This window comes from Azospirillum palustre (assembly GCF_002573965.1).
GTDB lineage: Bacteria > Pseudomonadota > Alphaproteobacteria > Azospirillales > Azospirillaceae > Azospirillum > Azospirillum palustre.
In genome coordinates, this window is sequence record NZ_PDKW01000042.1 from 196,008 (window position 1) to 221,421 (window position 25,414).

At 67.8% G+C, this 25,414-nt stretch carries 18 protein-coding genes; 8 read left to right on the forward strand and 10 right to left on the reverse strand.

Annotation, left to right across the window (positions count from 1 at the left end; all coding sequences use genetic code 11):
• Positions 1 to 56: 56 nt before the first annotated feature.
• Complete coding sequence (locus tag CRT60_RS18725; RefSeq protein WP_098738071.1) at positions 57 to 1,166, reverse strand: ABC transporter ATP-binding protein; 1,110 nt, start codon at positions 1,164 to 1,166, stop codon at positions 57 to 59.
• A gap of 326 nt (positions 1,167 to 1,492) precedes the next feature.
• Entirely contained in the window at positions 1,493 to 2,590 is a 1,098-nt protein-coding gene (locus CRT60_RS18730; protein ID WP_098738072.1) for a TRAP transporter substrate-binding protein, read from the reverse strand.
• Positions 2,591 to 3,044: 454 nt separating this feature from the next.
• Between CRT60_RS18730 and CRT60_RS18735 the strand changes: the two genes are divergently transcribed.
• A complete protein-coding gene (locus tag CRT60_RS18735; protein ID WP_098738073.1) occupies positions 3,045 to 4,736 on the forward strand; it encodes a GGDEF domain-containing protein in 1,692 nt (563 codons plus the stop codon).
• Positions 4,737 to 4,743: 7 nt separating this feature from the next.
• On the opposite strand, the gene CRT60_RS18740 is transcribed toward CRT60_RS18735, so the two are convergent.
• The 3 genes from CRT60_RS18740 to CRT60_RS18750 form a co-directional block, all read right to left on the reverse strand.
• Positions 4,744 to 5,823 (reverse strand): zinc-binding metallopeptidase family protein, encoded by a 1,080-nt coding sequence (locus tag CRT60_RS18740; RefSeq protein ID WP_098738074.1) that lies wholly within the window; start codon positions 5,821 to 5,823, stop codon positions 4,744 to 4,746.
• 67 nt (positions 5,824 to 5,890) lie between these two features.
• Positions 5,891 to 8,215, reverse strand: coding sequence for a glycogen debranching protein GlgX (gene glgX, locus CRT60_RS18745; RefSeq protein ID WP_244592604.1), 2,325 nt, complete (start codon positions 8,213 to 8,215; stop codon positions 5,891 to 5,893).
• Between the two features lie 109 nt (positions 8,216 to 8,324).
• Positions 8,325 to 9,296 carry a LysR substrate-binding domain-containing protein gene (locus CRT60_RS18750; protein ID WP_098738075.1) on the reverse strand — a complete coding sequence of 324 codons (972 nt, stop codon included), beginning with the start codon at positions 9,294 to 9,296 and terminating at the stop codon, positions 8,325 to 8,327.
• A 121-nt stretch (positions 9,297 to 9,417) separates the two neighbouring features.
• Between CRT60_RS18750 and CRT60_RS18755 the strand changes: the two genes are divergently transcribed.
• The gene (locus CRT60_RS18755; RefSeq protein ID WP_098738076.1) at positions 9,418 to 10,869 is read left to right on the forward strand and encodes a catalase; all 1,452 of its coding nucleotides are present in this window, start codon (positions 9,418 to 9,420) and stop codon (positions 10,867 to 10,869) included.
• 184 nt (positions 10,870 to 11,053) lie between these two features.
• Here CRT60_RS18755 and CRT60_RS18760 read toward each other — a convergent pair whose 3' ends face one another.
• On the reverse strand, positions 11,054 to 13,009 hold the full coding sequence (locus CRT60_RS18760; protein WP_161958092.1) for a methyl-accepting chemotaxis protein: 1,956 nt from the start codon (positions 13,007 to 13,009) through the stop codon (positions 11,054 to 11,056).
• A 504-nt stretch (positions 13,010 to 13,513) separates the two neighbouring features.
• Between CRT60_RS18760 and CRT60_RS18765 the strand changes: the two genes are divergently transcribed.
• Both CRT60_RS18765 and CRT60_RS18770 read left to right on the forward strand, forming a co-directional pair.
• Complete coding sequence (locus CRT60_RS18765; protein WP_244592605.1) at positions 13,514 to 13,906, forward strand: hypothetical protein; 393 nt, start codon at positions 13,514 to 13,516, stop codon at positions 13,904 to 13,906.
• 234 nt (positions 13,907 to 14,140) lie between these two features.
• A complete protein-coding gene (locus tag CRT60_RS18770; protein ID WP_098738079.1) occupies positions 14,141 to 15,214 on the forward strand; it encodes a transglycosylase SLT domain-containing protein in 1,074 nt (357 codons plus the stop codon).
• A gap of 49 nt (positions 15,215 to 15,263) precedes the next feature.
• Here the strand turns inward: CRT60_RS18770 and CRT60_RS18775 are convergent, their stop codons facing one another.
• A complete protein-coding gene (locus CRT60_RS18775; protein ID WP_167421767.1) occupies positions 15,264 to 16,289 on the reverse strand; it encodes a thioredoxin domain-containing protein in 1,026 nt (341 codons plus the stop codon).
• 212 nt (positions 16,290 to 16,501) lie between these two features.
• On the opposite strand from CRT60_RS18775, the gene CRT60_RS18780 reads away from it, so the two are divergent.
• Positions 16,502 to 17,830 carry a GH1 family beta-glucosidase gene (locus CRT60_RS18780; protein ID WP_098738081.1) on the forward strand — a complete coding sequence of 443 codons (1,329 nt, stop codon included), beginning with the start codon at positions 16,502 to 16,504 and terminating at the stop codon, positions 17,828 to 17,830.
• A 50-nt stretch (positions 17,831 to 17,880) separates the two neighbouring features.
• Here CRT60_RS18780 and hutU read toward each other — a convergent pair whose 3' ends face one another.
• The 3 genes from hutU to hutI are packed head-to-tail and all read right to left on the reverse strand — an operon-like array spanning position 17,881 to position 21,594.
• Complete coding sequence (gene hutU, locus CRT60_RS18785) at positions 17,881 to 19,563, reverse strand: urocanate hydratase (RefSeq protein WP_098738082.1); 1,683 nt, start codon at positions 19,561 to 19,563, stop codon at positions 17,881 to 17,883.
• A gap of 52 nt (positions 19,564 to 19,615) precedes the next feature.
• Positions 19,616 to 20,344: a histidine utilization repressor gene (gene hutC / locus CRT60_RS18790; RefSeq protein ID WP_098738083.1), complete on the reverse strand. Its 729-nt coding sequence runs from the start codon at positions 20,342 to 20,344 to the stop codon at positions 19,616 to 19,618.
• Entirely contained in the window at positions 20,341 to 21,594 is a 1,254-nt protein-coding gene (gene hutI, locus CRT60_RS18795) for an imidazolonepropionase (protein WP_098738084.1), read from the reverse strand. Before hutI ends, hutC begins: the two co-directional genes overlap by 4 nt.
• 96 nt (positions 21,595 to 21,690) lie before the next feature.
• Here hutI and CRT60_RS18800 point away from each other — a divergent pair, with 96 nt between their 5' ends.
• From CRT60_RS18800 to hutG, 3 genes are read left to right on the forward strand one after another with little or no spacing between them, the layout of a single operon-like run.
• Positions 21,691 to 23,055: a formimidoylglutamate deiminase gene (locus CRT60_RS18800; protein ID WP_098738085.1), complete on the forward strand. Its 1,365-nt coding sequence runs from the start codon at positions 21,691 to 21,693 to the stop codon at positions 23,053 to 23,055.
• A complete protein-coding gene (hutH, locus tag CRT60_RS18805; RefSeq protein ID WP_098738086.1) occupies positions 23,052 to 24,590 on the forward strand; it encodes a histidine ammonia-lyase in 1,539 nt (512 codons plus the stop codon). The genes CRT60_RS18800 and hutH overlap by 4 nt, the downstream gene beginning before the upstream one ends.
• On the forward strand, positions 24,587 to 25,402 hold the full coding sequence (gene hutG / locus CRT60_RS18810) for an N-formylglutamate deformylase (RefSeq protein ID WP_098738087.1): 816 nt from the start codon (positions 24,587 to 24,589) through the stop codon (positions 25,400 to 25,402). Before hutH ends, hutG begins: the two co-directional genes overlap by 4 nt.
• The last annotated feature ends 12 nt before the right edge of the window (positions 25,403 to 25,414 follow it).

A 25,414-nucleotide genomic window follows, 5' to 3' on the forward strand; every position in this document is an offset into this window, starting at 1 on the left:
CCTTATTCGTCGTGGTTGTTGTTGCTGAAGGCACCCTGGTCCTGAGAACCACGTCCTCAGACCGGATCGAGCGCCCGGCAGTCCTCCGGGCGGAAAGCGATGTAGACGTCCTGGCCGGGCGCCAGGCCGGCATAGGAGCCGGCCGGCAGCTTGACCATGAATTCCGGGTTGGCCGGGGTGCTCAGCACCGCCAGCGTGTGATCGCCGAGATAGATCAGGTCGGTCAGCGTCGCCGGCAGCCGGTTCATCGTGCTGTCGCCGCTGTCGCCGGTCTCGATCGCCACGCGCTCCGGACGGAGCGACAGCGAGGTGCGGTTGCCGGTGCCGCCGATGTTCACCGCCTGCGCCACCACCGAACCGCCGGCATCCAGCGCGACCCGCGCCCAGCCCTGTTCGATATTTTCAACAACGCCGCTCAGAACATTGTTCTCGCCGATGAAGTTGGCAACGAAGCTGTTCACCGGCCGCTCGTACAGCGCATCCGGCCGGTCGATCTGCTGGACGATGCCGTCGTTGAAGACCGCGATGCGGTCGGACATCGTCAGCGCCTCCCCCTGGTCGTGGGTGACGTAGACGACGGTCAGGCCCATCGTCTCGTGCAGGCGCTTGATCTCCAGCTGCATATGCTCGCGCAGCCGCTTGTCCAAGGCACCCAGCGGCTCGTCCATCAGCACCAGTGCGGGATTGAAGACCAGGGCGCGGGCGAGCGCCACGCGCTGCTGCTGGCCGCCCGACAGCTGGCCGGGACGGCGGCCGGCGAGGTTGCCGAGCTTGATCATGTCGAGCGCGGCCCGGACCCGATCCTTGGTTTCCGCCTTGGAAACGCCGCGGACCGACAGCGGGAAGGCGACGTTTTCCTCGATGGTCAGGTGGGGGAACAGGGCGTAGTTCTGGAAGACCATGCCGATGTCGCGCTTGTGCGGCGGCACGTTCTTGATCGGGCGGTCGCCGATGAAGATGTCGCCCTGGGTCGGCACCTCGAACCCGGCCAGCATCATCAGCGTGGTGGTCTTGCCCGACCCCGACGGCCCCAGCAGCGTCAGGAATTCGCCCTTGCGGATGTCGAGATCGAGGCTTTTCACCACGAGATGCTCGCCATCGTAGGTCTTCTGCACCCCGGTGAAGCGCACCAGGGTATCTGTCGTCGCGATCATCCCGCCGTCCATCCGTCCGCTCCCGTCACAGGCGACCTGAGGGCCGGGTACGCCACCCCAACCCGGTCCGTCTTTCTGGCCCTGACGGTAACACGCGTTTAAGAAAATAGACAAGAGGAATGGCTATGTCTTGATCAATTCAACAGTTTGCCGATTTTTTGTGCAAATGCGAAGGCGATGCCCACACTTAGACCGTCAGTGTGCTCCATCCGCGTGCGATTGAGAAGACCGATGATCGAGATAGCGGACATACGGCGGCATGAAAATCAGTGTTTGCCATGAAAGCCGGGGCGAATCGCCGCAGGCGACCCGCCCCATTGCGGCTCAGCGTTCCAGACTTATTTCTGCTGGGCCGCCTGGCTGTAGACGAAGCTGTCGAAGCCGTTCTCGGCGACGCGGAACCACAGGCGCTCCTGCTCCAGGAACGGCTTCCAGCCGTCATAGACCTTCTTGAAGCGGGGATTGCTGGCGGCCAGCTTGTCGTAGAATTCGAACGCCGCCTTCTCGCAGGCCTGCATCATGTCGCGCGGGAAGGGACGCAGCACGGCGCCGGCGCCGACCAGACGCTTCAGCGCGGAGGCATTCAGCGTGTCGTACTTGGCGATCATCCAGCTGTTGGCCTCCCAGCAGGCCTGCTCCAGGATGGTCTGGTAGGATTTCGGGAGGGATTCCCAAGCCTGCATGTTGAACATCAGCGGGATCTGGGCCGAACCCTCCCACCAGCCGGGGTAGTAATAGTATTTGGCGACCTTGTGGAAGCCGAGCTTCTCGTCGTCATAGGGACCGACGAACTCCGCCGCGTCGATGGTGCCGCGTTCCAGCGCCGGATAGATGTCGCCGCCGCCGAGCTGCTGGGGCACGAGACCGAAGGGCGTCAGGATCTGGCCGACCAGACCGCCGATGCGCATCTTCAGACCCTTCAGGTCGTCCAGGCTCTTGATCTCCTTGCGGAACCAGCCGCCCATCTGGGCGCCGGTGTTGCCGGCGGGGATGTGGTGGATGTTGTAGTCCTTGAACACCTCCCGCATCAGCTCCAGCCCGCCGCCATGCATCATCCAGGCGATGTGCTGGCGGGTGTTCAGGCCGAAGGGCATGGCGGTGTCGAAGCAGAAGGTCGGATCCTTGCCGACATAGAAATAGGCCGCCGACTGGCCGCACTCGACCGTGCCGTTCTGCACCGCGTCCAGCACCTGCAACGCCGGGACGATCTCGCCGGCCGCGAAGGTGCGGATCTGGAACTTGCCGTCGGTGGCGTCGGACACGCGCTTGGCGATGAATTCGGCCGCGCCATAGATGGTGTCGAGGCTCTTGGGATAGCTCGACGCCATGCGCCACTTGATCTCGGGCTGGGAGGATTGCGCGATGGCCGGAGCCGCGACGGTCCCGGCGGCGGCAAGGCCGACGCCGGCGCTGGTGAGAAACGCACGCCGTTTCATGATGAGGACTCTTCCCGATCTTATGGTTCGTTGGGCCGACATGATAGCGCAACCAACCCTCCGGGGAATCCCCCATTGACGGGGCGACGGCGCTGAGAGGAAGATTCTTGCGGCGGAAACGAAAAATCCAGCCTCATCGGGCTGGATTTTCGGCGACGCAGCATTATTTGTTGTTTCTATCGCCTTTCAGGCGTTTCCTCCCTAAACTCGGGCCGCGGCTGTATAGCTAGCGGCCTTTTCCTTTTTACGCAATATGCTGAAAGTCAGCTTTGCGAACTTTTTTGATCGCCATGCGCTCGAAACGGGTCCGGAGCGCGACCGGACACGCCCGCAGATTGCACAGTAAAGTCATGGTTCCGCTTGACCCTTTATAAAGGGCTGGGATGATAGAGCGTCTTCACAGACCGTTCCTTATCCGGCCTGGGCCGAGATCGCCCGAAAGGATCATGCCACGATGACGGCCATCGGACAGCCGAGCGGCAGCACTGCCGGAGAGCGCAGCAGGCCGGCCCGCAAGCCGGGCCGGGCCATAGGGTTGCGGGCGACCGTTGCGGTCACCGTCGCCGTCCTGCTGCTCGGCTCGACGCTGGTGAAGGGGCTGGTGGTCGGCAACGGTGCGGCGGATGCGCTGGCGAAGGAGGTCGGCAACTCGATGACCGGGCTGGCGCAATCGCTGGCGCGGCAGCTCGATTCGACCATGTGGGCGCGCGCCAACCAGATCGCCGCGCTGTCGCGCATCGACGCGCTGAAGGACCCGGCGGTGGCGCAGTCGACCATCGACGAGTTGAAGCGCCGCGACCCGACCATCGCCTGGATCGGCATGACCAATGTGAACGGGCGGGTGGTCGCCGCGTCCAACGGGCTGCTGATGGGGGCCGACATCTCCAGCCGTCCGGTCCATCAGGAAGGCATGAAGGGCCTGTTCGTCGGCGACGTGCACGAGGCGGTGGCGCTGCGCGGCAAGGTGCCCTACCTGGAAGGCGAAACGCCAAAATTCGTCGATGTGTCCGCCCCGCTGCAAAAAGCGGACGGCAGCACGGTGGGCGTGCTGGCGACCCATTACAGCTGGGAATGGGCGCACGCCCTGATCCGGCAGCTGGTCGAGCCGCTCGCCGACCACAAGGGACTGACGCTCTACATCCTGTCGGCTGACGGCACCGTGCTGATCGGCCCCGATCCGGCCGTCGGGAAACCCCTCCCGGTGGCGACGCTGACCTCAAGGCAGCGCGACGGCTGGCGCAGCGAGGTCTGGCCCGACGGCATCACCTACGTGACCGGCGTCGCCCATGGCAAGGGGCTGCACGATTACGCCGGGCTGGGCTGGACCGTCGTCGCCAGCCAGCCGGCCGACATCGTCAATGCCGAGACCAACCGCCTGCGGACGATGATCGTCGGGGTGGGCGCGCTGCTGGCCCTGCTGTTCAGCGGACTCGGCTGGATCGCCGCCGGCCGCATCGCCCGTCCGCTGGGCGCCATCGCCGATGCCGCCGAGCAGATCGGCAAGGGCGAGCGCGGCGTCGCCATCCCCGACGTCGGCGGTGCGGCGGAGATCCGCCGGCTTTCCGCATCGCTGCGCGAGATGATCGACAGCCTGACCAACAAGGACGCCGCGCTGATGCGGCTGGAGGACATCGCCTATGAGGACCGGCTGACGGCGCTGCCGAACCGGCGCTATTTCGAGCAGTATGTCGAGGCCTCCACCGGCACGGGCGGCGGCTCGGCGACGGTGATGTACATCGATCTCGACGGCTTCAAGCCGGTGAACGACCGGCTGGGCCACGATGCCGGCGATGTCGTGCTGCGCCAGATCGGCGGCCGGCTGGCCAGCATCTTCCGCGACGACGACGTGGTCGCCCGGCTGGGCGGCGACGAGTTCGCCGCCGTGCTTCCCCGCCGCGCCGGCCGCCCGGCCCCGGACACCGCGGAGCTGGCCGCCCGGATCATCGCCGCCGTCAACGAACCGGTGTCGTTCAACGGCGAGCGGATCAGGGTCGGCTGCTCCATCGGCATCGCCTCCTGGCCGGAGGACGACCGCGACATGGCGACGGTGATGCGCCACGCCGACGCCGCGCTCTACAAGGCGAAACGCGACGGGCGCAACCGCGCGGTGCGCTGGATCAGGTCGGTAATGGGGGCGGAGGGTTAGCGGGCGTTCAGCGACCCTCCAGCCCCCGCACCATCCCGTTCATGAAGCCCAGCTTCTCGATCACTGCCGGCGACAGGATGAAGGGGTAGAGGTCGGGCTGGCCCATGCTGCGGTTCAGGCTGTTCACCGCATAGGTCAGCGGCAGCCACGGCTCGATCAGATCCTCGATCCGCCGGGCCTTGTGCGGATTGAAGTCGACCTCCGCCTCCAGTTCGGCACCTTCGGTGATGCGCGGCCGGATCTTCAGGCCGAAGGCGCGGGCGGTCTCCAGCGTGTCGACGATGTGCAGGTAGTGCGCCCAGGTCTCGGCGAAATCCTCCCACGGGTGGGCGGTGGCATAGGTGCTGACGAAGTTGGCCTGCCAGTCGGCCGGCGCGCCGTTGGCGTAATGGCGTTTCAGCGCCTCGCCGTAATCCTCCCGCTCGTCGCCGAACAGGGAGCGGAACCGCTCCAGCAGGGCCGGGTCGTCGCGCACCAGGCGGTCCCATATGTAATGGCCGATCTCGTGCCGGAAATGGCCGAGCAGCGTACGGTAGGGCTCGCCCATGTCGGTGCGGCGCTTCTCGCGCTCGGCGTCGTCGGCCTCGGCGACATTGATGGTGATCAGGCCGTTGGCATGGCCGGTCAGCACCGGCGTCACCGTGCCGTCGGGGGCCACGGTGTCGGTCAGGAAATCGAAGGCCAGCCCCTCCTCCGGATTCTCGATCCGGGTCTGCAAGGGCAGCTTCAGGTTGGTCAGGGTGTAGAACAGGTGATGCTTGGCCAGTTCCAGCTTGCGCCAGCGCGTTAGATTGTCGGTGTCGGACAGGTCGGGAATGATGTGGTTGTGCCGGCAGGCGGCGCAGTGGGTATCGGCCGAATCGGCCGGCAGCATCCAGTTGCAGGCGTCCAGTTCGGCATTCGCGCAGAATTTATAGAGCGGTTCGCTGGTGGCGAGCGCGCTCCACACCCCGTCATGGTCGGTGGGATCGATGGCCGAAAGGGTTCCGGCATCCGGCAGATAGCCGAGCCGGTAGCCGCAGCGCTCGCACAGCGTGTTCTCGAAATAGAGAGGCTGGTGGCAGTTCTGGCATTCGTAGAGTTTCATGGCGGGTGGTCCGGGGTCCGGGAGGCCCCCTCTCCCTTGCAAGGAGAGGGGGAAACAAGGCGATGGGTCAGGTGGATGTCTTCGCGGAGGCGTCGCCCGTCGCCGGTGCGGGCTCCTTCTTCTTGCCAGCCTTGGCGGTCTCCGCCGGGGTTTCCGCCAGCTTCGCCGTCTCGGCGGTTTCCTCGCCGAAGGACAGGGTCGGGCTTTCGGCGACGTTGCGCAGCGCGCGGGCGGCGCGGCGGAGCGCGAAGGAGGTCTTGCCGTCCGGTTCCAGCGCCAGCAGCAGCAGCGAGCGGCCGGTCACCATATAGCCCTCGCCGGTGTTGACGCGCGGCACCTCGTCCGGGTCGGGCAGGTTGGTGTCGAGCAGGCAACGCCAGACGCTGCCGCCGGTCACTTCCGGCAGGGTGAACTCCACCACGTCATGGTGGGAGTTGATGACCAGCAGCAGGGTGGCGTCCATCGCCGGGCGCTTGATGCCGCTGGCCTGGGCGCGGCCGTCCAGCAGCATGCCGAGGCAGCGGGCGTTGCCGTCGTGCCAATGGCCCTCCTCCATCTCGTCCCCGGCCGGGGTCAGCCAGGTGACGTCCTTCACGTCGAACTCGGCGTTGTACTCGCCCGACAGGAAACGGCCGCGGCGCAGCATGGGGAAGGACTGGCGGATGGCGATGACGCGGCGGACGAACTCGATCAGCGACTGGCCGTCCTCGTCGATATCGTCCCAGTTCAGCCAGGCCGTCTCGTTGTCCTGGCAGTAGGCGTTGTTGTTGCCGTGCTGGGTGTTGCCCAGTTCGTCGCCGGCCAGCAGCATCGGCGAACCCTGCGACAGCAGCAGCGTCGCCAGCAGGTTGCGCTTCTGCCGTTCGCGGAGCGACCTGATCTCCGGATCGTCGGTCGGCCCTTCCGCCCCGTGGTTCCAGGACAGATTGTGGGAATGGCCGTCGTTGTTGCCCTCGCCGTTCGCCTCGTTGTGCTTGTCGTTGTAGGAAACGAGGTCGTTCAGCGTGTAGCCGTCATGGGCGGTGATGAAGTTCACGCTGGCCCACGGCTTGCGGCCGCGCTTGTTGAAGACGTCGCCCGAACCGCAGAGCCGCGGCGCCACCTCCGGCAGCTTGCCCTCGTCGCCCTTCCAGAAGGCGCGGACGGTGTCGCGGAACTTGTCGTTCCACTCCGCCCAGCCCGGCGGGAAGTTGCCGACCTGATAGCCGCCGGGGCCGCAGTCCCACGGCTCGGCGATCAGCTTGACGCTGTTGAGGACCGGGTCCTGCAGGCAGCTGTCGAGGAAGCCGCCGCCCTCGTCGAAGCCATAGGGCTCGCGGCCCAGGATGGTGGCGAGGTCGAAACGGAAACCGTCGACATGCATCTCCGTCGCCCAGTAACGGAGCGAATCGGTCACCATCTGCAACACGCGCGGGTGGCTGAGATTGACGGTGTTCCCGGTCCCCGTCTCGTTGATGTAGTAGCGCTTCTGGTCCGGCAGCAGGCGGTAGTAGGAGGCGTTGTCGATGCCCTTGAAGGACAGAGTCGGCCCGCGCTCGTTGCCCTCGGCCGTGTGGTTGTAGACGACGTCGAGGATCACCTCCAGCCCGGCATTGTGGAGATGGGCGACCATCTCCTTGAATTCCTTGATCGTGTTGCCCGATGCGGCATAGCGCGGCTCCGGCGCGAAGAAGCCGATGGAGTTGTAGCCCCAATAGTTCGCCAGCCCCTTGTCGACCAGATGCTGGTCCTGGACGAAGGCGTGGACCGGCAGCAGCTCGACCGAGGTGACGCCGAGCGACTTGATGTAGTCGACCACCTCCTTCACCGCCATGCCGCCATAGGTGCCGCGCAGGCTGTCGGGCACCGCCGGATGCAGCTTGGTGAAGCCCTTCACATGGGTTTCATAGAAGATGGTGCGGTCCCAGGCGGTGCCAGGCTTGTGGTCGCGGCCCCAGGTGAAGGCGGGGTCGATGACCTTGCACTTGGGCATGAAGGGCGCGCTGTCGCGCTCGTCGAAGGTCAGGTCGTCGCCCGACTCCATGACATAGCCGAAATGGGCCGGGTTCCAGCGGATTTCGCCGACCAGCTCCTTGGCATAGGGATCCAGCAGCAGCTTGTTCGCGTTGAAGCGGTGGCCGTTCTCCGGCTCGTAGGGGCCGTGCACGCGATAGCCATAGAGCAGGCCGGGACGGGCGTCGGGCAGATAGCCGTGCCAGATTTCGTTGGTGAATTCGGGAAGCTCGATGCGCTCAAGCTCCTCCTCGCCGCTTTCATCGAACAGACACAGTTCGACCTTGGTGGCGTTTGCGGAAAACAAGGCGAAGTTGACACCGAGCCCGTCCCATGTAGCCCCCAGGGGAAAGGGCAATCCTTCACCGAGCCGCGTTGCCTGTTTCAGGATGTTTGCCATGGTCGCCCGTTTCTCCGCCTGGATCGAAAGTCATTGTCCGGTCCTCCTGGACAGTGAGGAGCACGAACCGAGCCTTCAACCCGGCCGATGGGCGCTTGTTCCTCCCGCTTCAGTCATCTCTTCGGGATAGAACGGATTCCGTGCCCGGCGGCAGGGTGCGGTGCAGCAAGGCCGCCAGATCGCGAAGGCCGCGGTCGCGCGGATCGCTGCTCCGCCAGACCAGACCTATGACGCGGCCGGGCGGCCGCCCCCCTGCGGATGTCCCGTCGAAGGGGCGGTAATCGACCAGCCCGCCGACTGTGGCGGTCCGTCCCTCATCCCCCCTGGTCGCCAGCAACGGCATCAGCGTGCAGCCCGCCCCGGCCGCCACCATGTGACGCAGGGTTTCCAGCCCGGTCGCATGCACGCCGCCGCCCCGCGCGCTGAGGCCGCAGGCGGCCAGCGCCTGATCGCGCAGGCAATGCCCCTCCTCCAGCAGCAGCAGCTCCGCCGGATCGAGATCGCCCAGCGACAGGTGGGGGGCGCCGCACAGGCGATGACCGGCAGGGTGGGCGAGCAGGAAGGGTTCGAAGAACAGCGCTTCGGCGGTCAGCCCGTCGGCCTCCACCGGCAGGGCCAGCAGAACGGCGTCGAGCCGGCCGTCGCGCAGTTCGTCCAGCAGGCTGTCGGTGCGTCCCTCCGACAGGATCAGGGTCAACTCAGGCCATGCGCTGCGCAGCTGCGGCAGGATGTGCGGGAACAGGTAGGGGCCGAGCGTTTGGATCGCCGCCAGCCGCAGCCGTCCGCTCAGCGCCCCGTCCGACCCGTTGGCCAGCGCCAGCAGGCGCCGCGCCTCCTCCAGAACGATGCGGGCCTGCGCCACGATGGCCTCGCCGCGCGGGGTCAGCAGCACCTTGCGGCTGGTCCGCTCGAACAGGGAGAGGCCGAGCAGTTCCTCCAGCTTGCGGATCTGGGCGCTCAGCGACGGCTGGCTGACGGCGCAGCGTTCGGCGGCGCGGCCGAAATGGCGCAGTTCGGCGACGGCGACGACATATTCCAGGTCACGCAGGGACAGGCCGGAGAGAGTGCCGGAGACATTCATAGACAGCGCCTATTGGTGCATTTTCTTCTATGTCTTGGATATATCGTTCAAGACGCCGGATAACCAGGGGCGAGACAATGATGCCGCTTCAGGCGACACCGCCCCAACGAGGATGACCCGGATGAGCACCCTGACCACCAGCTTCGGCCAGCCCGTTCCCGACAACCAGAATTCGCTGAGCGCCGGGCCGCGCGGTCCGCTGCTGCTCCAGGATTTCCACCTGATCGAGAAGCTGGCCCACTTCAACCGCGAACGCATTCCGGAGCGGGTGGTGCATGCCAAGGGCGCCGGCGCCTATGGCACCTTCCGCGTCACCCGCGACGTGACGGCGTGGACCAAGGCCGCCTTCCTGTCGGGCGTGGGCAAGGAGACGGAGGTCTTCCTGCGCTTCTCCACCGTCGGCGGCGAGAAGGGCTCCGCCGACGCCGCCCGTGACCCGCGCGGCTTCGCCGTGAAGTTCTATACGGAAGAGGGCAATTACGATCTGGTCGGCAACAACACGCCGGTCTTCTTCCTGCGCGATCCGCTGAAGTTCCCGGACTTCATCCACACCCAAAAGCGCAACCCGGCCACCAACCTGAAGGACCCCACCGCGATGTGGGACTTCTTCTCGCTGTCGCCGGAGACGATGCACCAGCTGACCATCCTGTTCAGCGACCGCGGCACCCCGCGCGGCTATCGCCACATGGACGGCTTCGGCAGCCATACCTTCTCGTGGATCAACGCGGCCAACGAGCGCTTTTGGGTCAAGTACCACTTCAAGACCCGCCAGGGCATCCAGAACCTGACCGCCGAACAGGCGGAAACCATGAGCGGCATCGACCCCGATCACGCCACCCGCGACCTGTACGCCGCCATCGAGGACGGTGACTTCCCGGCCTGGACCGTCTCGGTGCAGATCATGCCGGAGGTCGAGGCCGACGGCTACCGCATCAACCCGTTCGACCTGACCAAGGTGTGGCCGCATGCCGATTACCCGCTGGTCGAGATCGGCGAGCTGGTGCTGAACCGCAATCCGGAGAATTTCTTCGCCGAGACCGAGCAGTCGGCCTTCAGCCCGGCCAGCGTGGTTCCCGGCATCTCCTTCAGCCCCGACAAGATGCTGCAGGGCCGGCTGTTCGCCTATGCCGACGCCCACCGCTACCGGCTGGGCGGCAACTACGCCACCATCCCGGTGAACAAGCCGCAGGGCTGCCCGGTGCACAATTACCAGCGCGACGGCGCCATGCGCACCGACGGCAACGGCGGCGGCCGGCCGAACTACGAACCGAACAGCTTCGGCGGCCCGACCCAGACCGGCGTGGCGAGCGAGCCGCCGCTGCGCATCAGCGGCGATGCCGCCCACTACGACCACCGCGAAGGCAACGACGACTACACCCAGGCGGGTGCCCTGTTCCGCCTGATCGGCGCAGAGGCGCAGGGCCGTCTGATGGACAACATCGCCGGCAGCCTGCGCAACGCCCCGCTGACCATCCAGCAGCGCCAGCTGAACCATTTCCTGGCCGCCGACCCGGCCTATGGCGAGGGCGTGGCGAAGCGGCTGGGCCTGACCGTGGCGCAGGCCGCGGAATGAGGTGAACGCTCCGGCCCTTCCGCGCCATTGCGAAGGGCCGGGTTCGAGATGCCGCGCCTGCCCCTGCGGGCGCCGGCATGGTTGCCGGCATCCAGCCGCGCAGTTCCCCGAGTAACTTGCGGTCCTCTTCCCGGAATGGAAAGAGGACCGCTTTTATTCCGACGGCCCGCCGACCGGCTGTCCGCTATGCCGCCCGGACGCTGTCGAGGAAGCCCTTGACCTCGGCCGCCAGGACCTCCGCCTGATGCGACAGTTCCTGGGCCGCACCGAGGACCTGCGCCGCCGCCGCCCCGGTTTCGTTGGCAGCCTCGCGCACACTGACGATGTGCGAGGACACCTCCTGAGTTCCGACGGCCGCCTGCTGGACATTGCGCGAGATTTCCTGCGTGGCGGTGCCCTGTTCTTCGACCGCCGCCGCGATCGCCGCGGCGATCTCACTGATCTCGCCGATCACTCCGCCGATCCCCTTGATGGCGTCGACGGCACCGTCCGAATCCTGCTGCATCTGGGAAATCTGCTGCCTGATCTCCTCCGTCGCCCGTGCGGTCTGGGTGGCGAGCGCCTTGACTTCGGAAGCCACCACGGCGAAGCCCTTCCCGGCTTCACCGGCCCTTGCCGCCTCGATGGTCGCGTTCAAGGCCAGGAGATTGGTCTGGCTCGCGATATCCTGGATCAGATCCACGACCTGCCCGATCCGCTTCGCGCTGTCGGCCAGCTTGCGCACGGCCTCGTCGGTCTGCCTCGCATCGGTCACGGCATTGCCCGCCACGCTTTGCGACTGCGACGCCTGGCTGCCGATCTCGGTGATGGAGGCGGCAAGCTCCTCGGTCGCCGCCGCCACCGTCTGGACATTGGCGGACGTCTGCTCCGAGGCCGCGGCCACCGCGGCGGATTGCCGGTTCGTCTGCTCCGCGGTGGACGACATCGACCCTGCGGACGCCTCCATTTCCGTCGCAGCCGAGGATACGGCCCCGACCAGACGGCCGACCCTTTCTTCGAAACGGTCGGCAAGGTCGAGCATCGCCGCCCGCCGGTCCTCCTGCGCCCGCTGCTTCAGAACCTCCTGCTCGGCCCGCAGCGCCTCGGTCTCGATCATGCCGTGGCGGAAAACCTCGAGCGCGTCCGCCATGGCGCCGATCTCGTCGCGGCGCCCGATCCCGGAAACGCGGATATCGGTGTTCCCCCTGGCGAGGTCGCCCATCGACTCGGTCATCCCCTGAATGGGACGTGCGATGCCCCGGTTCACCAGCCAGGCAACACCGAGCGCCACCGCGAGCACCGCCAATCCGATCAGGATCGCCGAGGTTCGCGCCTCCGCAATTTCCGTGTCGAACGCGCTCCGGTCCATCGCGATGGTGTAGAAGCCGATGGCGGTTCCGCGATAGTCGCGGACGGGAGCGAGCCGGACGGCGTAATTGGCGCCGCCGAGCTGGTAGGTTTGCACCTCCGATTCCCGGATCAGCGCGTCCTTCATCCGATCCTGGCCGAGGGCGAGCGCCTCGCGGAAGGTCGAGGCGAAGGTTTCGAAGCCTCCGTCCTTCACGGTATGGAACGCGACCTCGGCACCGGTCTCCTTGTGGAACGCCTCGAAGAACGGCTTGCCGAAGGAGAGGCCGACCTCGAAGGAGCCGATCTGGGCACCCTGGCTGACCATCGGCACGACGCCGCGGATGCCAAGGCCTTCCACACCGTTCTCCAGCCCGAAGACCGGCTTGTGGCTCTTGTTCACCTCGACCACGGTGAAGCGGAACGAGGACAGGTCATCGCCGAATTTCTCCGGTCGATGAACCCGCAGGAACGATACCGATGCCGGCGTGTGGAACTGCATCTGGGTGATGCCGTGCTGTTCTTTGAGATCCTTGAACCCCTGCACGAGCATGCCCGCAAGACGGTTGCGGTCCTGGGCGGCGAACGCAGCCTGGATTTCCCCGTTCCCCGCCAGCGCCTGGGCAAGGGTCAGGGCACGCCGGGCCTCGCTCGCGACATTCGCATCCAGGAATTCCTGCAGCGTCTTCAGTTGGTTGTCGGCGGCATGTTCGACGAGCAGGTGGCTGAGCCACAAATTGCTGAGCGTGGTCGCACCGACCGCCAGCACGACGCTTCCCGCCAGAGCAACCGCCAGACGGGCACCGATCTTCATTCCGCGGAACATGGTCGCTCTCCTGGCTGTACCGCAGGATCGGATAGAGCTGCCCTGGCCTTCGCCCGGCCATACCGTCTCTGCATACTATAAAATTAGCTACGGTCGGAAATGATGAAGAAAACGCTAACTGTATTTGCGGAGCAACCACATCTTCCCAGGAACATTCCGTCTTGCTCTGGCGACACCTTGATCGAGTAAAGCATTAGTGAAGAATCATGTGCATAGATATTCGGCACCTGAGCCCAAAGCAGCGCCACAAGCCATGTCCAATTCCCAGGTTTCTCCAGCAGACGACCCGACGTCTTGCCTCTCCCGGCACAGCCAAATGCCCTGCCCTCCCCCACCCAAACGGTGTGGCCCCCGCTTGGGGGCAGACAAAGCGGCGGTCGGCGTCCTAAAGTCCGCCTTCGGTGCGACAGCTTCGATGACGGAATGGGACGGGACCGCGACACCGACAGACCCAATGGGGAGCAATCCAGCGGGGAACGATCCACCAGCGCCTTGACCGGCAAGGGGCTGGATACCCTGCTGGCGGCGGCGGAGACGCTGCCCCATGCGCCGGAGGATGCGTGGCGGCTCGACCTGCTGCGGGTGGCGCTGCGCATCGCCCGCTCCACCGAGGACATCGCCGACCTGGAACGCGCCAACCTCGCCTTCAAGGCGCTGCCGCGCCGGCTGCGCACCCCGCTGGTCGACCGCGCCGCCATGCTGGCCCGGCGCGAGGCGGAGCGTGCCCAGATGACCGAGGAGCCGGAGGACGCGCCGAAGCCGGGCGGGTTGTTGGGCGGGCTCTTCGGGCGCGGCGGCGGCCGGCCGAGCCGGAAGACCGCCAAGGAACGGTTGATGCGCGAACTCGCCACCCGCCGCGATCCCAACGATGACCGGGAGAGCTGAGAGCCGCGAAAGCCGGTCGCCGCAAAATCCCGGCAACGGAAATCCCGCCATAGGCCGCCCCGGACGGCAGATGCCCGGACGGCCGCTTGCGCGTCCGAAGGACTATACAGCCCCCTCCCCCTCCGCGCTCTCCGGCCGCGTCGAAGGTCACAGCTGGGACGGTTTACGGCGGGCCGGGAATGTGCAAATGTCCGTACCTCCAAATCGGGCTTATCCAAAAGATTGAACTGAACGATGACCGGGGGTTCCGTGCGTCGCCTGAAGCCGTTGCTGACCTGCGCCGCCTTGACCGCCCTGCTGAGCGCCTGCGCCAGCGGGAGCGGTTCACATCGCGTTGCCTCTCCGGAGGAGGTCGATGCCCATGTCGCGGAGGCATCCAAGCGGTTCGACATGCCGGAGCTGTGGATCCGCGAGGTGATTCGCCAGGAGAGCGGCGGGCGTACCACCGTCAACGGCAAACCCATCGTCAGCAAGGCCGGCGCCATGGGCCTGATGCAGGTGATGCCCGCGACCTATGACGAGATGCGGCGCAAGCACAATCTGGGGTCCGACCCGTTCGATCCGCATGACAACATCATCGCCGGCACCGCCTACCTGCGCGAGATGTACAATCTGTTCGGCGCGCCGGGCTTCCTCGGCGCCTACAATTGCGGTCCCGGCTGCTACGGCGACTATCTGGCCGGCAAGCGCAGCCTGCCCGGCGAGACCAGGCGCTATATCGCGTCGGTCGGGCCGCGGCTGAACCGCACCCCGGCCCCCAACGGCGCCGACATCGTGCTGGTCAGCGCACCGCCATCCACCTCGTCCGATTCGCCGCCGGATTACGGCTCGCCCTACGCCCGGCCGTCCTCCTCCTATTCGGCGCCCGTCAATCCCGCGCCGTCCTACACGCCGCCCGCCGGCAGCCGGCCGGCAGCCAGCCGTCCGCCGATTGCGGTGGCGGCCCTGCCCTCCCCCGCTCCGGCCCCGGCCGTGCGCGTGGTGGCGCCCGATACCTCCCCCCCCGATGCTCCGGCGCCGCGGCCGGTGGCGACGATGGCAGGTGCGGCGACCGCCGGCGGCGGGGTGTGGACGGTGCAGCTCGGCGCCTTCCGCTCGCCCGACGACAGCCAGCGCGTGATCGACCGCGCCCGCAGCTCGGTGCCGGTGCTGTCGCGCTCGCAAAGGATCGTGCAGGCGGTGGATACCCAGACCGGGCCGCTCTACCGCGCCCGCCTGTCAGGCCTGTCGCAGCAGGACGCGGCCAACGCGTGCAGCGGGCTGGTCAACCAGGGCATGGCCTGCTTCGTGGTGGCGCCGGGGGCCTGATTGGAAGCCAATGCCCTCTCCCGCCCCGGGAGAGGGAAATATATAGCGGTCAGCCTTCGCTGACGCGGCGGCAGCGGCGCTTGATCAGGGCCAGCGCCTCTTCCGCGCGGTCGCCGCTCAGGTCGAACGACCGTTCGTCCAGCAGCACGCCGTCGGAGTTGTAGGCGCGCAGCTGCAAGCCGTCCGGCCCCTCGCTCACCGTCACGTCGAGGACGCCGTCGCCGGTCTCGTTGCCGGCGATGTCGAGGAAGTCGTTGACCTCGTCGAAATTGGCATCCACGTCGTCCGGCCACACGCCTTCGGCGGTGAAGTCCAGCAGGTCGTTCAGCCCGCCGACCGGCTCGCAGCGCTTGACCCGCGGGTCGGCGGCGGCGACCGCCTCGGTGAAGGCGGCCATCGACTGGCGGATGCGCTCCTGCTCGATGGGGTCGATCTCCATCTCCTGGCCTTCGCCGGCGAAGCCGAGGTTGAGCGGGTCGGGCATCGCCTCGCCATCCTGCTCGGCATCCTCCTCGATCACCAGGCCGACGACGCCGACGAGGCGGATGCCGGCGTCGTCGGGAGATGCCACCAGATCCTGTTCGCGCACGAAGGCCTCCGCCGCCTCCGTCGAGTCGATCAGGCGGCGCAGCAGGGTGCGGCGGTCGGCGGCCTCAAGGTAGGACAGCGGTTCCGGATCCAGCCACAGCGGCAGCAGGCGCATGTCGGACGCCTTCTCCAGCAGCCCGGCCGAATCCAGCGCGCGTTCGATGGTGTCGACCGACGGCGGCTCGTCCAGCCGGCCATCGATCTCCAGCGCCACCCAGAACAGGGTCGACAGGGTCGGGTCGCCCTGCTCGTCGGTGCTCTGCGCCGTTTCCGAGAAGGCCTCGACCTCGTCCATGAAGTCGTAGCTCTCCTCCTCGCGCAGCTTGCCCACCGCGGCCTCGATCACGCCTTGGCGGTTGCCGTCCAGCACCTCGTCCAGCAGGGCGCCGAAGCGCTCGTCGTTGTTGCGCCACAGCCGGACCAGCCGGTCGGCCGGCGTCCCGCTGAACTGGCCGCCCTTGCCGTTGACTCCGTCCTTTTTCGCCATGATGCGCCCGTTCCTTTCTGAATTCGCTCGTCCGGTCGGCGAGACCATAGGAGCGCCGCGCCGTCCTGTCGACCGCGATATGGTGACGGAATACCGGGCGGATACCCTGGGGGATGCCCCGGGGGACGGCGACGACGCCAGCGACGATTGGCCCCTTCCCCGCCGACGGGAAAGGGGTAGGATTCAGGCACTCTCCTTTCGGGTGATCCGCCATGGCCGAACGTCCGGTTTTTCCCAAAGAGTTCCTGTGGGGCGCCTCCACCTCCGCCTATCAGATCGAGGGCGGAGCCGAGGCCGACGGGCGGGCGCCCAGCATCTGGGACAGTTTCTGCAAGCTGAAGGGCCGGGTCGACAACGGCGACAGCGGCGACATTGCCTGCGACCACTATCACCGGATGCCTCAGGACGTCGATCTGATGGCGGAGCTGGGCTTGCAGGCCTACCGCTTCTCCGTCTCCTGGCCGCGGGTGCTGCCGCGCGGGCGTGGGGCGCCGAACGGCAAGGGGCTGGAGTTCTACGACCGGCTGATCGACCGGCTGCTGGACAAGGGGATCGAGCCCTGGCTCTGCCTCTATCACTGGGATCTGCCGCAGGCCTTGCAGGACCTGGGCGGCTGGGCCACCCGCGACAGCATCGGCTGGTTCGAGGATTATGCCGCCCTCTGCGCCCGGCGTTACGGCGACCGGGTGAAGCGCTGGGCCACCTTCAACGAGTTCTCGGTCTTCACCCTGTTCGGCTGGGCCTTCGGCTGGGGGGCGCCCAGCATCGCCGACCGCGCCACCCACCTGAAGGTGATCCACCACGTCAACCTCGCCCATGGCGCCGGGGTCGATGTGCTGCGCGCCCTGGTGCCGGATGCCTCCATCGGCGCGGTGCACAGCGTCCAGCCGATGCGGCCGGAGACCGACCGGCAGGAGGATGTCGAGGCGGCAGCCCTGTTCGACGAGCATTGGAACCGCGCCTTCCCCGACGCGCAGTTGCTGGCCCATTACCCGCGCCGCATCGCCGAGGTGATCGAGCCCTATGTCCAGCCCGGCGACATGGCGCGCATCGCCCGGCCGGTGGACTGGTTCGGGCTGAACCATTATGCGCCGGTCTATGGGCGCCGGGACGACAGCCTGATCTGGGGCTTCGGCTTCGGCTCGCCGCCGCCGGGGATGAAGCGGACGGCCATCGACTGGCCCTTTGACCCCGGCTGTTTCCGCGACACGCTGCTCGACCTGACCCGGCGCTACCGCCTGCCAGTCTATGTGACGGAGAACGGATACGGTACCAAGGCGGCGGAGACGCCGGACGCCGACGGCCGGGTGGTCGATACGGAGCGGCTGGCCTATCTCCAGGCCTACATCGCGGAGATGGCGGAGGCGAAGCGGCTGGGCGCCGACGTGCAGGGATATTTCGTCTGGTCGCTGCTGGACAATTTCGAATGGGGCGGCGGCTACGGCACGCGGTTCGGCATCGTCCGGGTCGATTTCGAAACCCAGGCGCGGATCCCGAAGGAGTCCGCGCGCTGGTATTCGGACCTGATCCGGGGGGCGTGAGGAAAAAGCCCTCTCCCGGGACGGGAGAGGGAGATCTCACGTCCCCCGCTTTACTTCAGAAATGGCAGGTTCAGCCCCTGCTCCTTGGCGCAATCGATGGCGATGTCATAGCCGGCGTCGGCGTGGCGCATCACGCCGGTGGCCGGGTCGTTCCACAGCACGCGCTCCAGCCGCTTGGCCGCCGCGTCGCTGCCGTCGCAGACGATGACCATGCCCGAATGCTGCGAGAAGCCCATGCCGACGCCGCCGCCATGGTGCAGGCTGACCCAGGTCGCCCCGCTGGCGGTGTTCAGCAGCGCGTTCAGCAGCGGCCAGTCCGACACGGCGTCGGTGCCGTCCTTCATCGCCTCGGTCTCGCGGTTCGGGCTGGCGACCGAGCCGCTGTCGAGATGGTCGCGGCCGATGACGATGGGCGCCTTCAGCTCGCCCGACTTCACCATCTCGTTGAAGGCGAGGCCCAGCCGGTGGCGCTGCCCGAGCCCGACCCAGCAGATGCGCGCCGGCAGGCCCTGGAACTGGATGCGCTTGGCCGCCATGTCGAGCCAGTTGTGCAGGTGCGGATCGTCGGGGATCAGCTCCTTCACCTTGGCGTCGGTCTTGCGGATGTCCTCCGGGTCGCCCGACAGGGCCGCCCAGCGGAAGGGACCGATGCCGCGGCAGAACAGCGGACGGATATAGGCGGGGACGAAGCCGGGGAAGTCGAAGGCATTCTCCAGCCCCTCCTCCTTCGCCATCTGGCGGATGTTGTTGCCGTAATCGACGGTCGGGATGCCCATGGCGTGGAAGGCCAGCATGGCTTCCACCTGCACCCGCATCGACTGGCGCGCGGCGGCGGCGACGGCGGCGGGCTGGCTTTCGCGGGCGCTCTCCCACTCCTCCAGCGTCCAGCCCTGCGGCAGATAGCCGTTCACCGGATCGTGGGCGGAGGTCTGGTCGGTGACGATGTGCGGCCGGGCCTTGATGTCGGTGCCGGCGCGGCGCGCCAGTTCGGGGAAGACGTCGGCGGCGTTGCCGAGCAGGCCGACCGAGATCGCCTCGCCCTTGGCGCAGGCCTCGTTGATCCAGGCCAGCGCCTCGTCCAGGTCGGCGGTGTGGCGGTCGAGATAGCCGGTGCGGATGCGCATCTCGATGCTGCTGGGGCGGCATTCGACCGCCAGCATGCAGGCGCCGGCCATCGTCGCGGCCAACGGCTGCGCCCCGCCCATGCCGCCCAGGCCGCCGGTCAGGATCCACTTGCCCTTCAGGTCGCCGTTGTAATGCTGGCGCCCGGCCTCGACGAAGGTCTCGTAGGTGCCCTGCACGATGCCCTGGCTGCCGATGTAGATCCAGCTGCCGGCGGTCATCTGGCCGTACATCGCCAGACCCTTGCGGTCCAGCTCGTTGAAATGCTCCCAGGTCGCCCAGCGCGGCACGAGGTTGGAGTTGGCGATCAGCACGCGCGGCGCGTCGGCATGGGTGCGGAAGACGCCGACCGGCTTGCCGGACTGGACCAGCAGGGTCTCGTCGTCGTTCAGCGTCTTCAGCGCCGAGACGATGCGGTCGAAGCTTTCCCAGTCGCGGGCGGCGCGGCCGATGCCGCCATAGACGACCAGCTCCTGCGGCCGTTCGGCGACGTCGGGGTCGAGGTTGTTCATCAGCATGCGCATCGGCGCCTCGGCGAGCCAGCTCTTGCAGCTCAGTTCGGGGCCGTGCGGGGCACGGATGACGCGCTGGTTGTCGAGGCGGGATGACATCTGGTGATGGCTCCTGGTGGGAGGGATGTGCTTGTTCGGGGATCGGTTCTTGCTAATGGGGCGGCAATTGGAAGCGCGCGCCCAGCCGGTAGCGGCTGCCGGGATGGACCAGCATCGCCACCGTCACCACCCGCCCGCCGACCCAGGTGCGGCGGGTGACGCGCAGGCAGGGCTCGGTGACGGGGATGTCGAGCAGGCGGGCGATCTCCGGCGTCGGCGACACCGCTTCGATGACATGCTCGACCTGCGGCGAGGACTCCAGCCGGATCAGGTACTCGCCCGGCGTCTGGCGGGTGAAGTCCTGGTCGAGATAGTCGGGCGCCACCGCCGGGTTGACCCAGCGTTCCTCCAACTGGACCGGCACGTCGCTTTCGCTGTGGACGACGATGGAATGGAACAGCCGCGCCCCGACCGGCAGGTTGAAGCGGCGGGCCAGCCCTGCATCGGCGGCAACCGCGAGCAATCGCTCCACCCGGCAGGCATGGACGTTGCCGCGCTCGGCGATCTCGTCGGCGATGCTGCGCAGTTCCACCACGTCGGTGCTGGGCGGCCGTTCGGCGACAAAGGTGCCGAGCCCCTGCACGCGGGTCAGCAGCCCCTCGTCGGTCAGGTCGCGCAATGCGCGGTGGACCGTCATGCGGCTGACCGAGAATTCCTCCAGCAACTTGTGCTCGGACGGGATCTGGAAGCCTTCCGGCCAGTCGCCGGAGCTGATGCGGCGGCGGATCGCCTCCTTGATCTGGGCGTAGCGCGGCTGGGCGGTGGAGATGGTGTCGCTCATGCGGCCCCCGCTTCGACGCGCGGCTTGCGGACCACCCCGCCATTGACCACCGCCATGCAGGGGTTGAGGCCGATGGCGTAGGCCAGTTCCGCCGGATGCTCGATGCGCCAGACCGCCAGATCGGCGCGTTTGCCCGGTGCGATCACGCCGCGGTCGTCCAGCCCCAGGGCGTTGGCCGCATGGCGGGTGATGCCGGCCAGCGCCTCCGCCGGGGTCAGGCGGAAGAAGGTGCAGCCCATCGACAGCATCAGCAGCAGCGAGGTCACCGGCGAGGTGCCGGGGTTGTTGTCGGTGGACAGCGCCATCGGCACGCCATGGCGGCGCAGCAGCTCGATGGGTGGCAGCTTGGTCTCGCGGAGAGCGTAGAAGGCGCCGGGCAGCAGAACCGCCACCGTGCCGGCCTTGGCCATGGCGGCGACTCCCTCCTCGTCCAGATGCTCGATGTGGTCGGCCGACAGCCCGCCGAACTCCGCCACCAGCCGGGCGCCGCCGAGATTGCTGAGTTGCTCGGCATGCAGCTTCACCGGCAGGCCGAGCCGCTTCGCCGTCTCGAACACCCGGCGGGTCTGGGCGACGGAGAAGCCGATCCCCTCGCAGAAGGCGTCCACCGCATCGGCCAGCCCGGCTTCGGCGATGGCCGGCAGCGTTTCGGCGCAGATGCGGTCGATGTAGCCGTCCGGGTCGTTCTTGAACTCCGGCGGCAGGGCATGGGCGCCGAGATATGTCGTCCGCACCTCCACCGGGCGGACCTGGGCCAGCCGGCGGGCGACGCACAGCATGCGCGTCTCGGTTTCGGTGTCGAGCCCGTAGCCGGACTTCACCTCCACCGTCGTCACGCCTTCGGCCAGCAGGCTGTCGAGCCGCGGCAGGCTGGCGGCCAGAAGCTGGTCCTCGCTGGCGGCACGGGTGGCGGTGACGGTGGACAGGATGCCGCCGCCGGCCCGCGCGATCTCCTCATAAGTGGCACCGTTCAGCCGCATCTCGAACTCGCGGGCGCGGTTGCCGCCATAGACGAGGTGGGTGTGGCAGTCGATCAGGCCGGGAGTCATCCAGCCGCCCTGCCCCGAATGCACCTCGGTCGCCAGCGCGTCCGGCGCATCGGTCAGCTCGGCACGGCGGCCGACGAAGGCGATGCGGCCGTCCTTGATGCCCACCGCCGCATCGGCGATGGCGCCGTAGCCGTCATCGCCGTTCATCGTGGCAACGGACAGGTCGATCCACAGGGAATCCCACGGCGCGCTGGTCGGCATCGGTTCGGCTCCTTCCTACAAGTTCGTGCAGCAACCCTCTTGGCATCAGATTGCCTATACTTGTATAGTGTTGTCTATAATAGCGAGGGCGCCCTCATGAGCAACCTGTTTTTTGCCTCGGCGCTGCTGCCGGACGGCTGGGCGGAGGATGTGCTGGTCACGGTCGACGAGCGTGGCCGGATCGTCTCGGCGACTTCCGGCGCCGCCTGCCCGGCCGATGCGGAGCGCTTTGCCGGGGCGGCGGTCGCCGGCATCGCCAATTTGCATTCCCACGCCCACCAGCGCGCCATCGCCGGCATGGGGGAGTCCTCCGGCGAGGGATCCGACAGCTTCTGGAGCTGGCGCGATGTGATGTACCGGGCGCTCGACCGCATGCAGCCGGAGGATTTCGAGGCGGTCGCCGCCCAGCTCTATGTCGAGACGCTGAAGGCCGGCTTCACCGCCATCGCCGAATTCCATTACCTGCACCACGACCGCGACGGCAGCGCCTATGCCGACCCGGCGGAGATGAGCCACCGCGCCATCGCCGCCGCGCGCACCGCCGGTCTGCCGATTGCGCTGCTGCCGGTGCTCTACAACGCGTCGGGCTTCGGCGGCACACCGCCGACCGCCGGGCAGCGCCGCTTCATCCATGACGGGGCGAGGTTCGACCGGCTGACCACGGCGCTGCGCCGCAGCTACGGCGAATCATCCGACGTGCAACTCGGCATCGCTCCGCATTCGCTGCGCGCGGTGCCGGACGGGTTGCTGACCGAGACCGTCGCCGCCAACCCGCAAGGCCCGATCCACATCCACATCGCCGAGCAGCGCCGGGAGGTCGAGGACTGCGTCGCCTACCGCAGCCGCCGGCCGGTGGAGCATCTGCTCGACACCCAGCCGGTCGATGGCCGCTGGTGCCTGATCCACGCCACCCACATGACCGACGCCGAGGTGGCGGGCGTTGCCGCCAGCGGCGCCATCGCCGGGCTGTGCCTGACCACCGAAGCCAATCTCGGCGACGGCTTCTTCGCCGCCCAATCCTACATGGCGCAGGGCGGACGCTGGGGCATCGGGTCGGACAGCCACATCTCCGTCAGCCCGGTGGAGGAGCTGCGCTGGCTGGAGTACGGCACGCGGCTGACCAGCGAACGGCGCACCGTGCTGGCCGGCGGCCCCCGCCGCTCCACCGCCCGCCGGCTGGTGGAGGACGCCCAGGCCGGCGGCGCGCAGGCTACCGGCTTCGAGGCCGGGCGCATCGCCGCCGGTCTCCGCGCCGACATCGTCGTGCTCGACACCGACCACCCGCTGCTGGCGGCGCGCAAGGGCGACGCGCTGCTGGACGGCTGGATCTTCGCCGGAAACACTCCCCTCGTCCGGGACGTGGTGATTGCCGGACGCGCCGTCGTCCGCGACCGCCGCCACCCGCGCGAGGAGGAGATCGCCGACCGCTTCAAAAAGACACTTGGGAGACTTCTGGGATGAGCGAGACCATCACTCTGGTTCCGGGCGCGCTGTCGCTCGACACGCTGCGCAGCATCTACCGCGACCGTCCGGCCCTGACGCTCGACCCGGCGGCCTATCCGCGGATGGAGCGCTCGCGCGCGCTGATCGATAAGATCGCCGGCGGTGACGAGGCGGTCTACGGCGTCAACACCGGCTTCGGCAAGCTGGCCCACACCCACATCGCGGCAAGCGATCTGGAAAAGCTCCAGCGCAACCTGATCCTGTCGCACGCCACCGGCGTCGGCGCCCCGCTGGCCGATGGCGTGGTGCGGCTGATCCTGGTCATCAAGGCGGTCAGCCTCGCCGTCGGCGCCTCGGGCGTCCGGCCGGCGCTGGTCGATGCGCTGCTGAAGCTCTATGAGGCCGACGTGCTGCCGGTGGTGCCAGGCAAGGGCTCCGTCGGCGCGTCGGGCGATCTGGCGCCGCTGGCCCATCTGTGCGGCGTGCTGCTCGGCATCGGCCATGTCCGGGTGCAGGGCGTGACCCTGCCGGCGGAAGAGGGTCTGCGCATCGCCGGCTTGCCCGTCTTCGACCTGAAGGCCAAGGAAGGCTTGGCGCTGATCAACGGCACCCAGGTCTCGACCGGTCTGGCGCTCGCCGGCCTGTTCGAGATCGAGCGCACCTTCAAGGCGGCGCTGGTCGCCGGTTCCCTGTCGGTCGAGGCGGTGATGGGCAGCCATCGTCCCTTCGACGCCCGCATCAGTGCGCTGCGCGGCCAGCCCGGCCAGATCGCCGTCGCCGCCGCCTTCCGCGAGGTGCTGGCCGGCAGCGAGCTGAACGCCAGCCACCAGGGCCCCGACTGCCACCGGGTGCAGGATCCCTACAGCCTGCGATGCCAGCCGCAGGTGATGGGCGCCGTGCTCGACCAGATGCGGCAGGCGGCGCGCACGCTGGTGATCGAAGCGAATGGCGTCACCGACAACCCGCTGGTGCTGGTCGATACCGGCGAGGTGCTGTCCGGCGGCAACTTCCATGCGGAGCCGGTGGCGATGGCCGCCGACCAGCTCGCCATCGCCGCGTCGGAGATCGGCGCGCTGGCCGAACGCCGCATCGCCATGCTGATCGACACCACCATCAGCGGCCTGCCGCCCTTCCTGGTCGCCGAGCCGGGACTGAACTCCGGCTTCATGATCGCCCATGTCACCGCCGCCGCGCTCGCGTCGGAGAACAAGACGCTCGCCCACCCTGCCAGCGTCGACAGCCTGCCGACCTCCGCCAACCAGGAGGACCATGTCAGCATGGCGACCTTCGCGGCGCGCCGGCTGGGCGACATCGCCGGCAACGTCGCCGACATCGTCGGTATAGAGCTTTTGGCCGCGATTCAGGGGCTGGAGTTCCATCGCCCGCTGAAGACCACCGAGCGGCTGGAGCAGGCCATCGCCACCATCCGCGCCCAGGTGCCGCGCTATGAGGTCGACCGCTACTTCGCCCCGGATCTGGCCGCCATCGGTGCCCTGGTGCGCGACGGGTCGCTCGACCATCTGATGCCGGTATCCCTGGAGACCGCACAATGAGCGACAGCATCTTCGATCTGGTGCAAGGCGACGGGCCGCTGGTCATCAGCATGCCCCATTGCGGCACCGACCTCTCCCCCGGTCTGGCCGAGCGGCTGACGGAGGAGGCGCTGACCCTGCGCGACACCGACTGGCACATCCCGCGCCTGTACGGCTTCGCCAAGGACATGGGCGCCACGCTGCTCAGCGCCCGCTATTCCCGCTATGTCGTCGATCTCAACCGCGCCTCGACCGGCGAGAGCCTCTATCCCGGACAGGCGACCACCGGCCTGTGCCCCGACACGCTGTTCGACGGCACGCCGCTTTACCGCGACGGCCAGGCTCCCGACGAGGCCGAAGTGGCGCAGCGGGTGCAGGGCTATTGGCAGCCCTATCACGATGCGCTGGCGGCGGAGCTGGAACGGGTGAAGGCACGGCACGGCTTCGCCCTGCTCTATGACGCCCATTCGATCCGCAGCCATGTGCCGCGGCTGTTCGACGGCCGTCTGCCCGACCTCAATCTGGGAACGGCGCGCGGCACCAGCGTCGATCCCGCATTGGCCGCCCGCGTCGTCGCGGCGATGGAGGCTGCTGCTGCGGCGGAGGGCATGACCTGTGTCACCAACGGCCGCTTCGTCGGCGGCCACATCACCCGCGCTTACGGCCAGCCGGCGAACGGCGTCCACGCCCTCCAGATGGAACTGGCGCAGGACCGCTATATGGACGAGGAGGCGCCGCCCTTCGCCTACCGTCCGGACCGGGCCGAAAAGCTGCAAAGGGTGCTGACCGCGCTGCTGGACGCCTTCACCGGCCGGCGGCCGGCGCAAGGCTGACAGGAGCCGACA

Excerpts from the sequence above, each read along its gene's own strand:
- CRT60_RS18725 (WP_098738071.1), bottom strand. The coding sequence starts at position 1,166 with ATGGACGGCGGGATGATCGCGACGACAGATACCCTGGTGCGCTTCACC.
- CRT60_RS18730 (WP_098738072.1), bottom strand. The coding sequence starts at position 2,590 with ATGAAACGGCGTGCGTTTCTCACCAGCGCCGGCGTCGGCCTTGCCGCC.
- CRT60_RS18735 (WP_098738073.1), top strand. The coding sequence starts at position 3,045 with ATGACGGCCATCGGACAGCCGAGCGGCAGCACTGCCGGAGAGCGCAGC.
- CRT60_RS18740 (WP_098738074.1), bottom strand. The coding sequence starts at position 5,823 with ATGAAACTCTACGAATGCCAGAACTGCCACCAGCCTCTCTATTTCGAG.
- glgX (WP_244592604.1), bottom strand. The coding sequence starts at position 8,215 with ATGGCAAACATCCTGAAACAGGCAACGCGGCTCGGTGAAGGATTGCCC.
- CRT60_RS18750 (WP_098738075.1), bottom strand. The coding sequence starts at position 9,296 with ATGAATGTCTCCGGCACTCTCTCCGGCCTGTCCCTGCGTGACCTGGAA.
- CRT60_RS18755 (WP_098738076.1), top strand. The coding sequence starts at position 9,418 with ATGAGCACCCTGACCACCAGCTTCGGCCAGCCCGTTCCCGACAACCAG.
- CRT60_RS18760 (WP_161958092.1), bottom strand. The coding sequence starts at position 13,009 with ATGAAGATCGGTGCCCGTCTGGCGGTTGCTCTGGCGGGAAGCGTCGTG.
- CRT60_RS18770 (WP_098738079.1), top strand. The coding sequence starts at position 14,141 with ATGACCGGGGGTTCCGTGCGTCGCCTGAAGCCGTTGCTGACCTGCGCC.
- CRT60_RS18775 (WP_167421767.1), bottom strand. The coding sequence starts at position 16,289 with ATGGCGAAAAAGGACGGAGTCAACGGCAAGGGCGGCCAGTTCAGCGGG.
- CRT60_RS18780 (WP_098738081.1), top strand. The coding sequence starts at position 16,502 with ATGGCCGAACGTCCGGTTTTTCCCAAAGAGTTCCTGTGGGGCGCCTCC.
- hutU (WP_098738082.1), bottom strand. The coding sequence starts at position 19,563 with ATGTCATCCCGCCTCGACAACCAGCGCGTCATCCGTGCCCCGCACGGC.
- hutC (WP_098738083.1), bottom strand. The coding sequence starts at position 20,344 with ATGAGCGACACCATCTCCACCGCCCAGCCGCGCTACGCCCAGATCAAG.
- hutI (WP_098738084.1), bottom strand. The coding sequence starts at position 21,594 with ATGCCGACCAGCGCGCCGTGGGATTCCCTGTGGATCGACCTGTCCGTT.
- CRT60_RS18800 (WP_098738085.1), top strand. The coding sequence starts at position 21,691 with ATGAGCAACCTGTTTTTTGCCTCGGCGCTGCTGCCGGACGGCTGGGCG.
- hutH (WP_098738086.1), top strand. The coding sequence starts at position 23,052 with ATGAGCGAGACCATCACTCTGGTTCCGGGCGCGCTGTCGCTCGACACG.
- hutG (WP_098738087.1), top strand. The coding sequence starts at position 24,587 with ATGAGCGACAGCATCTTCGATCTGGTGCAAGGCGACGGGCCGCTGGTC.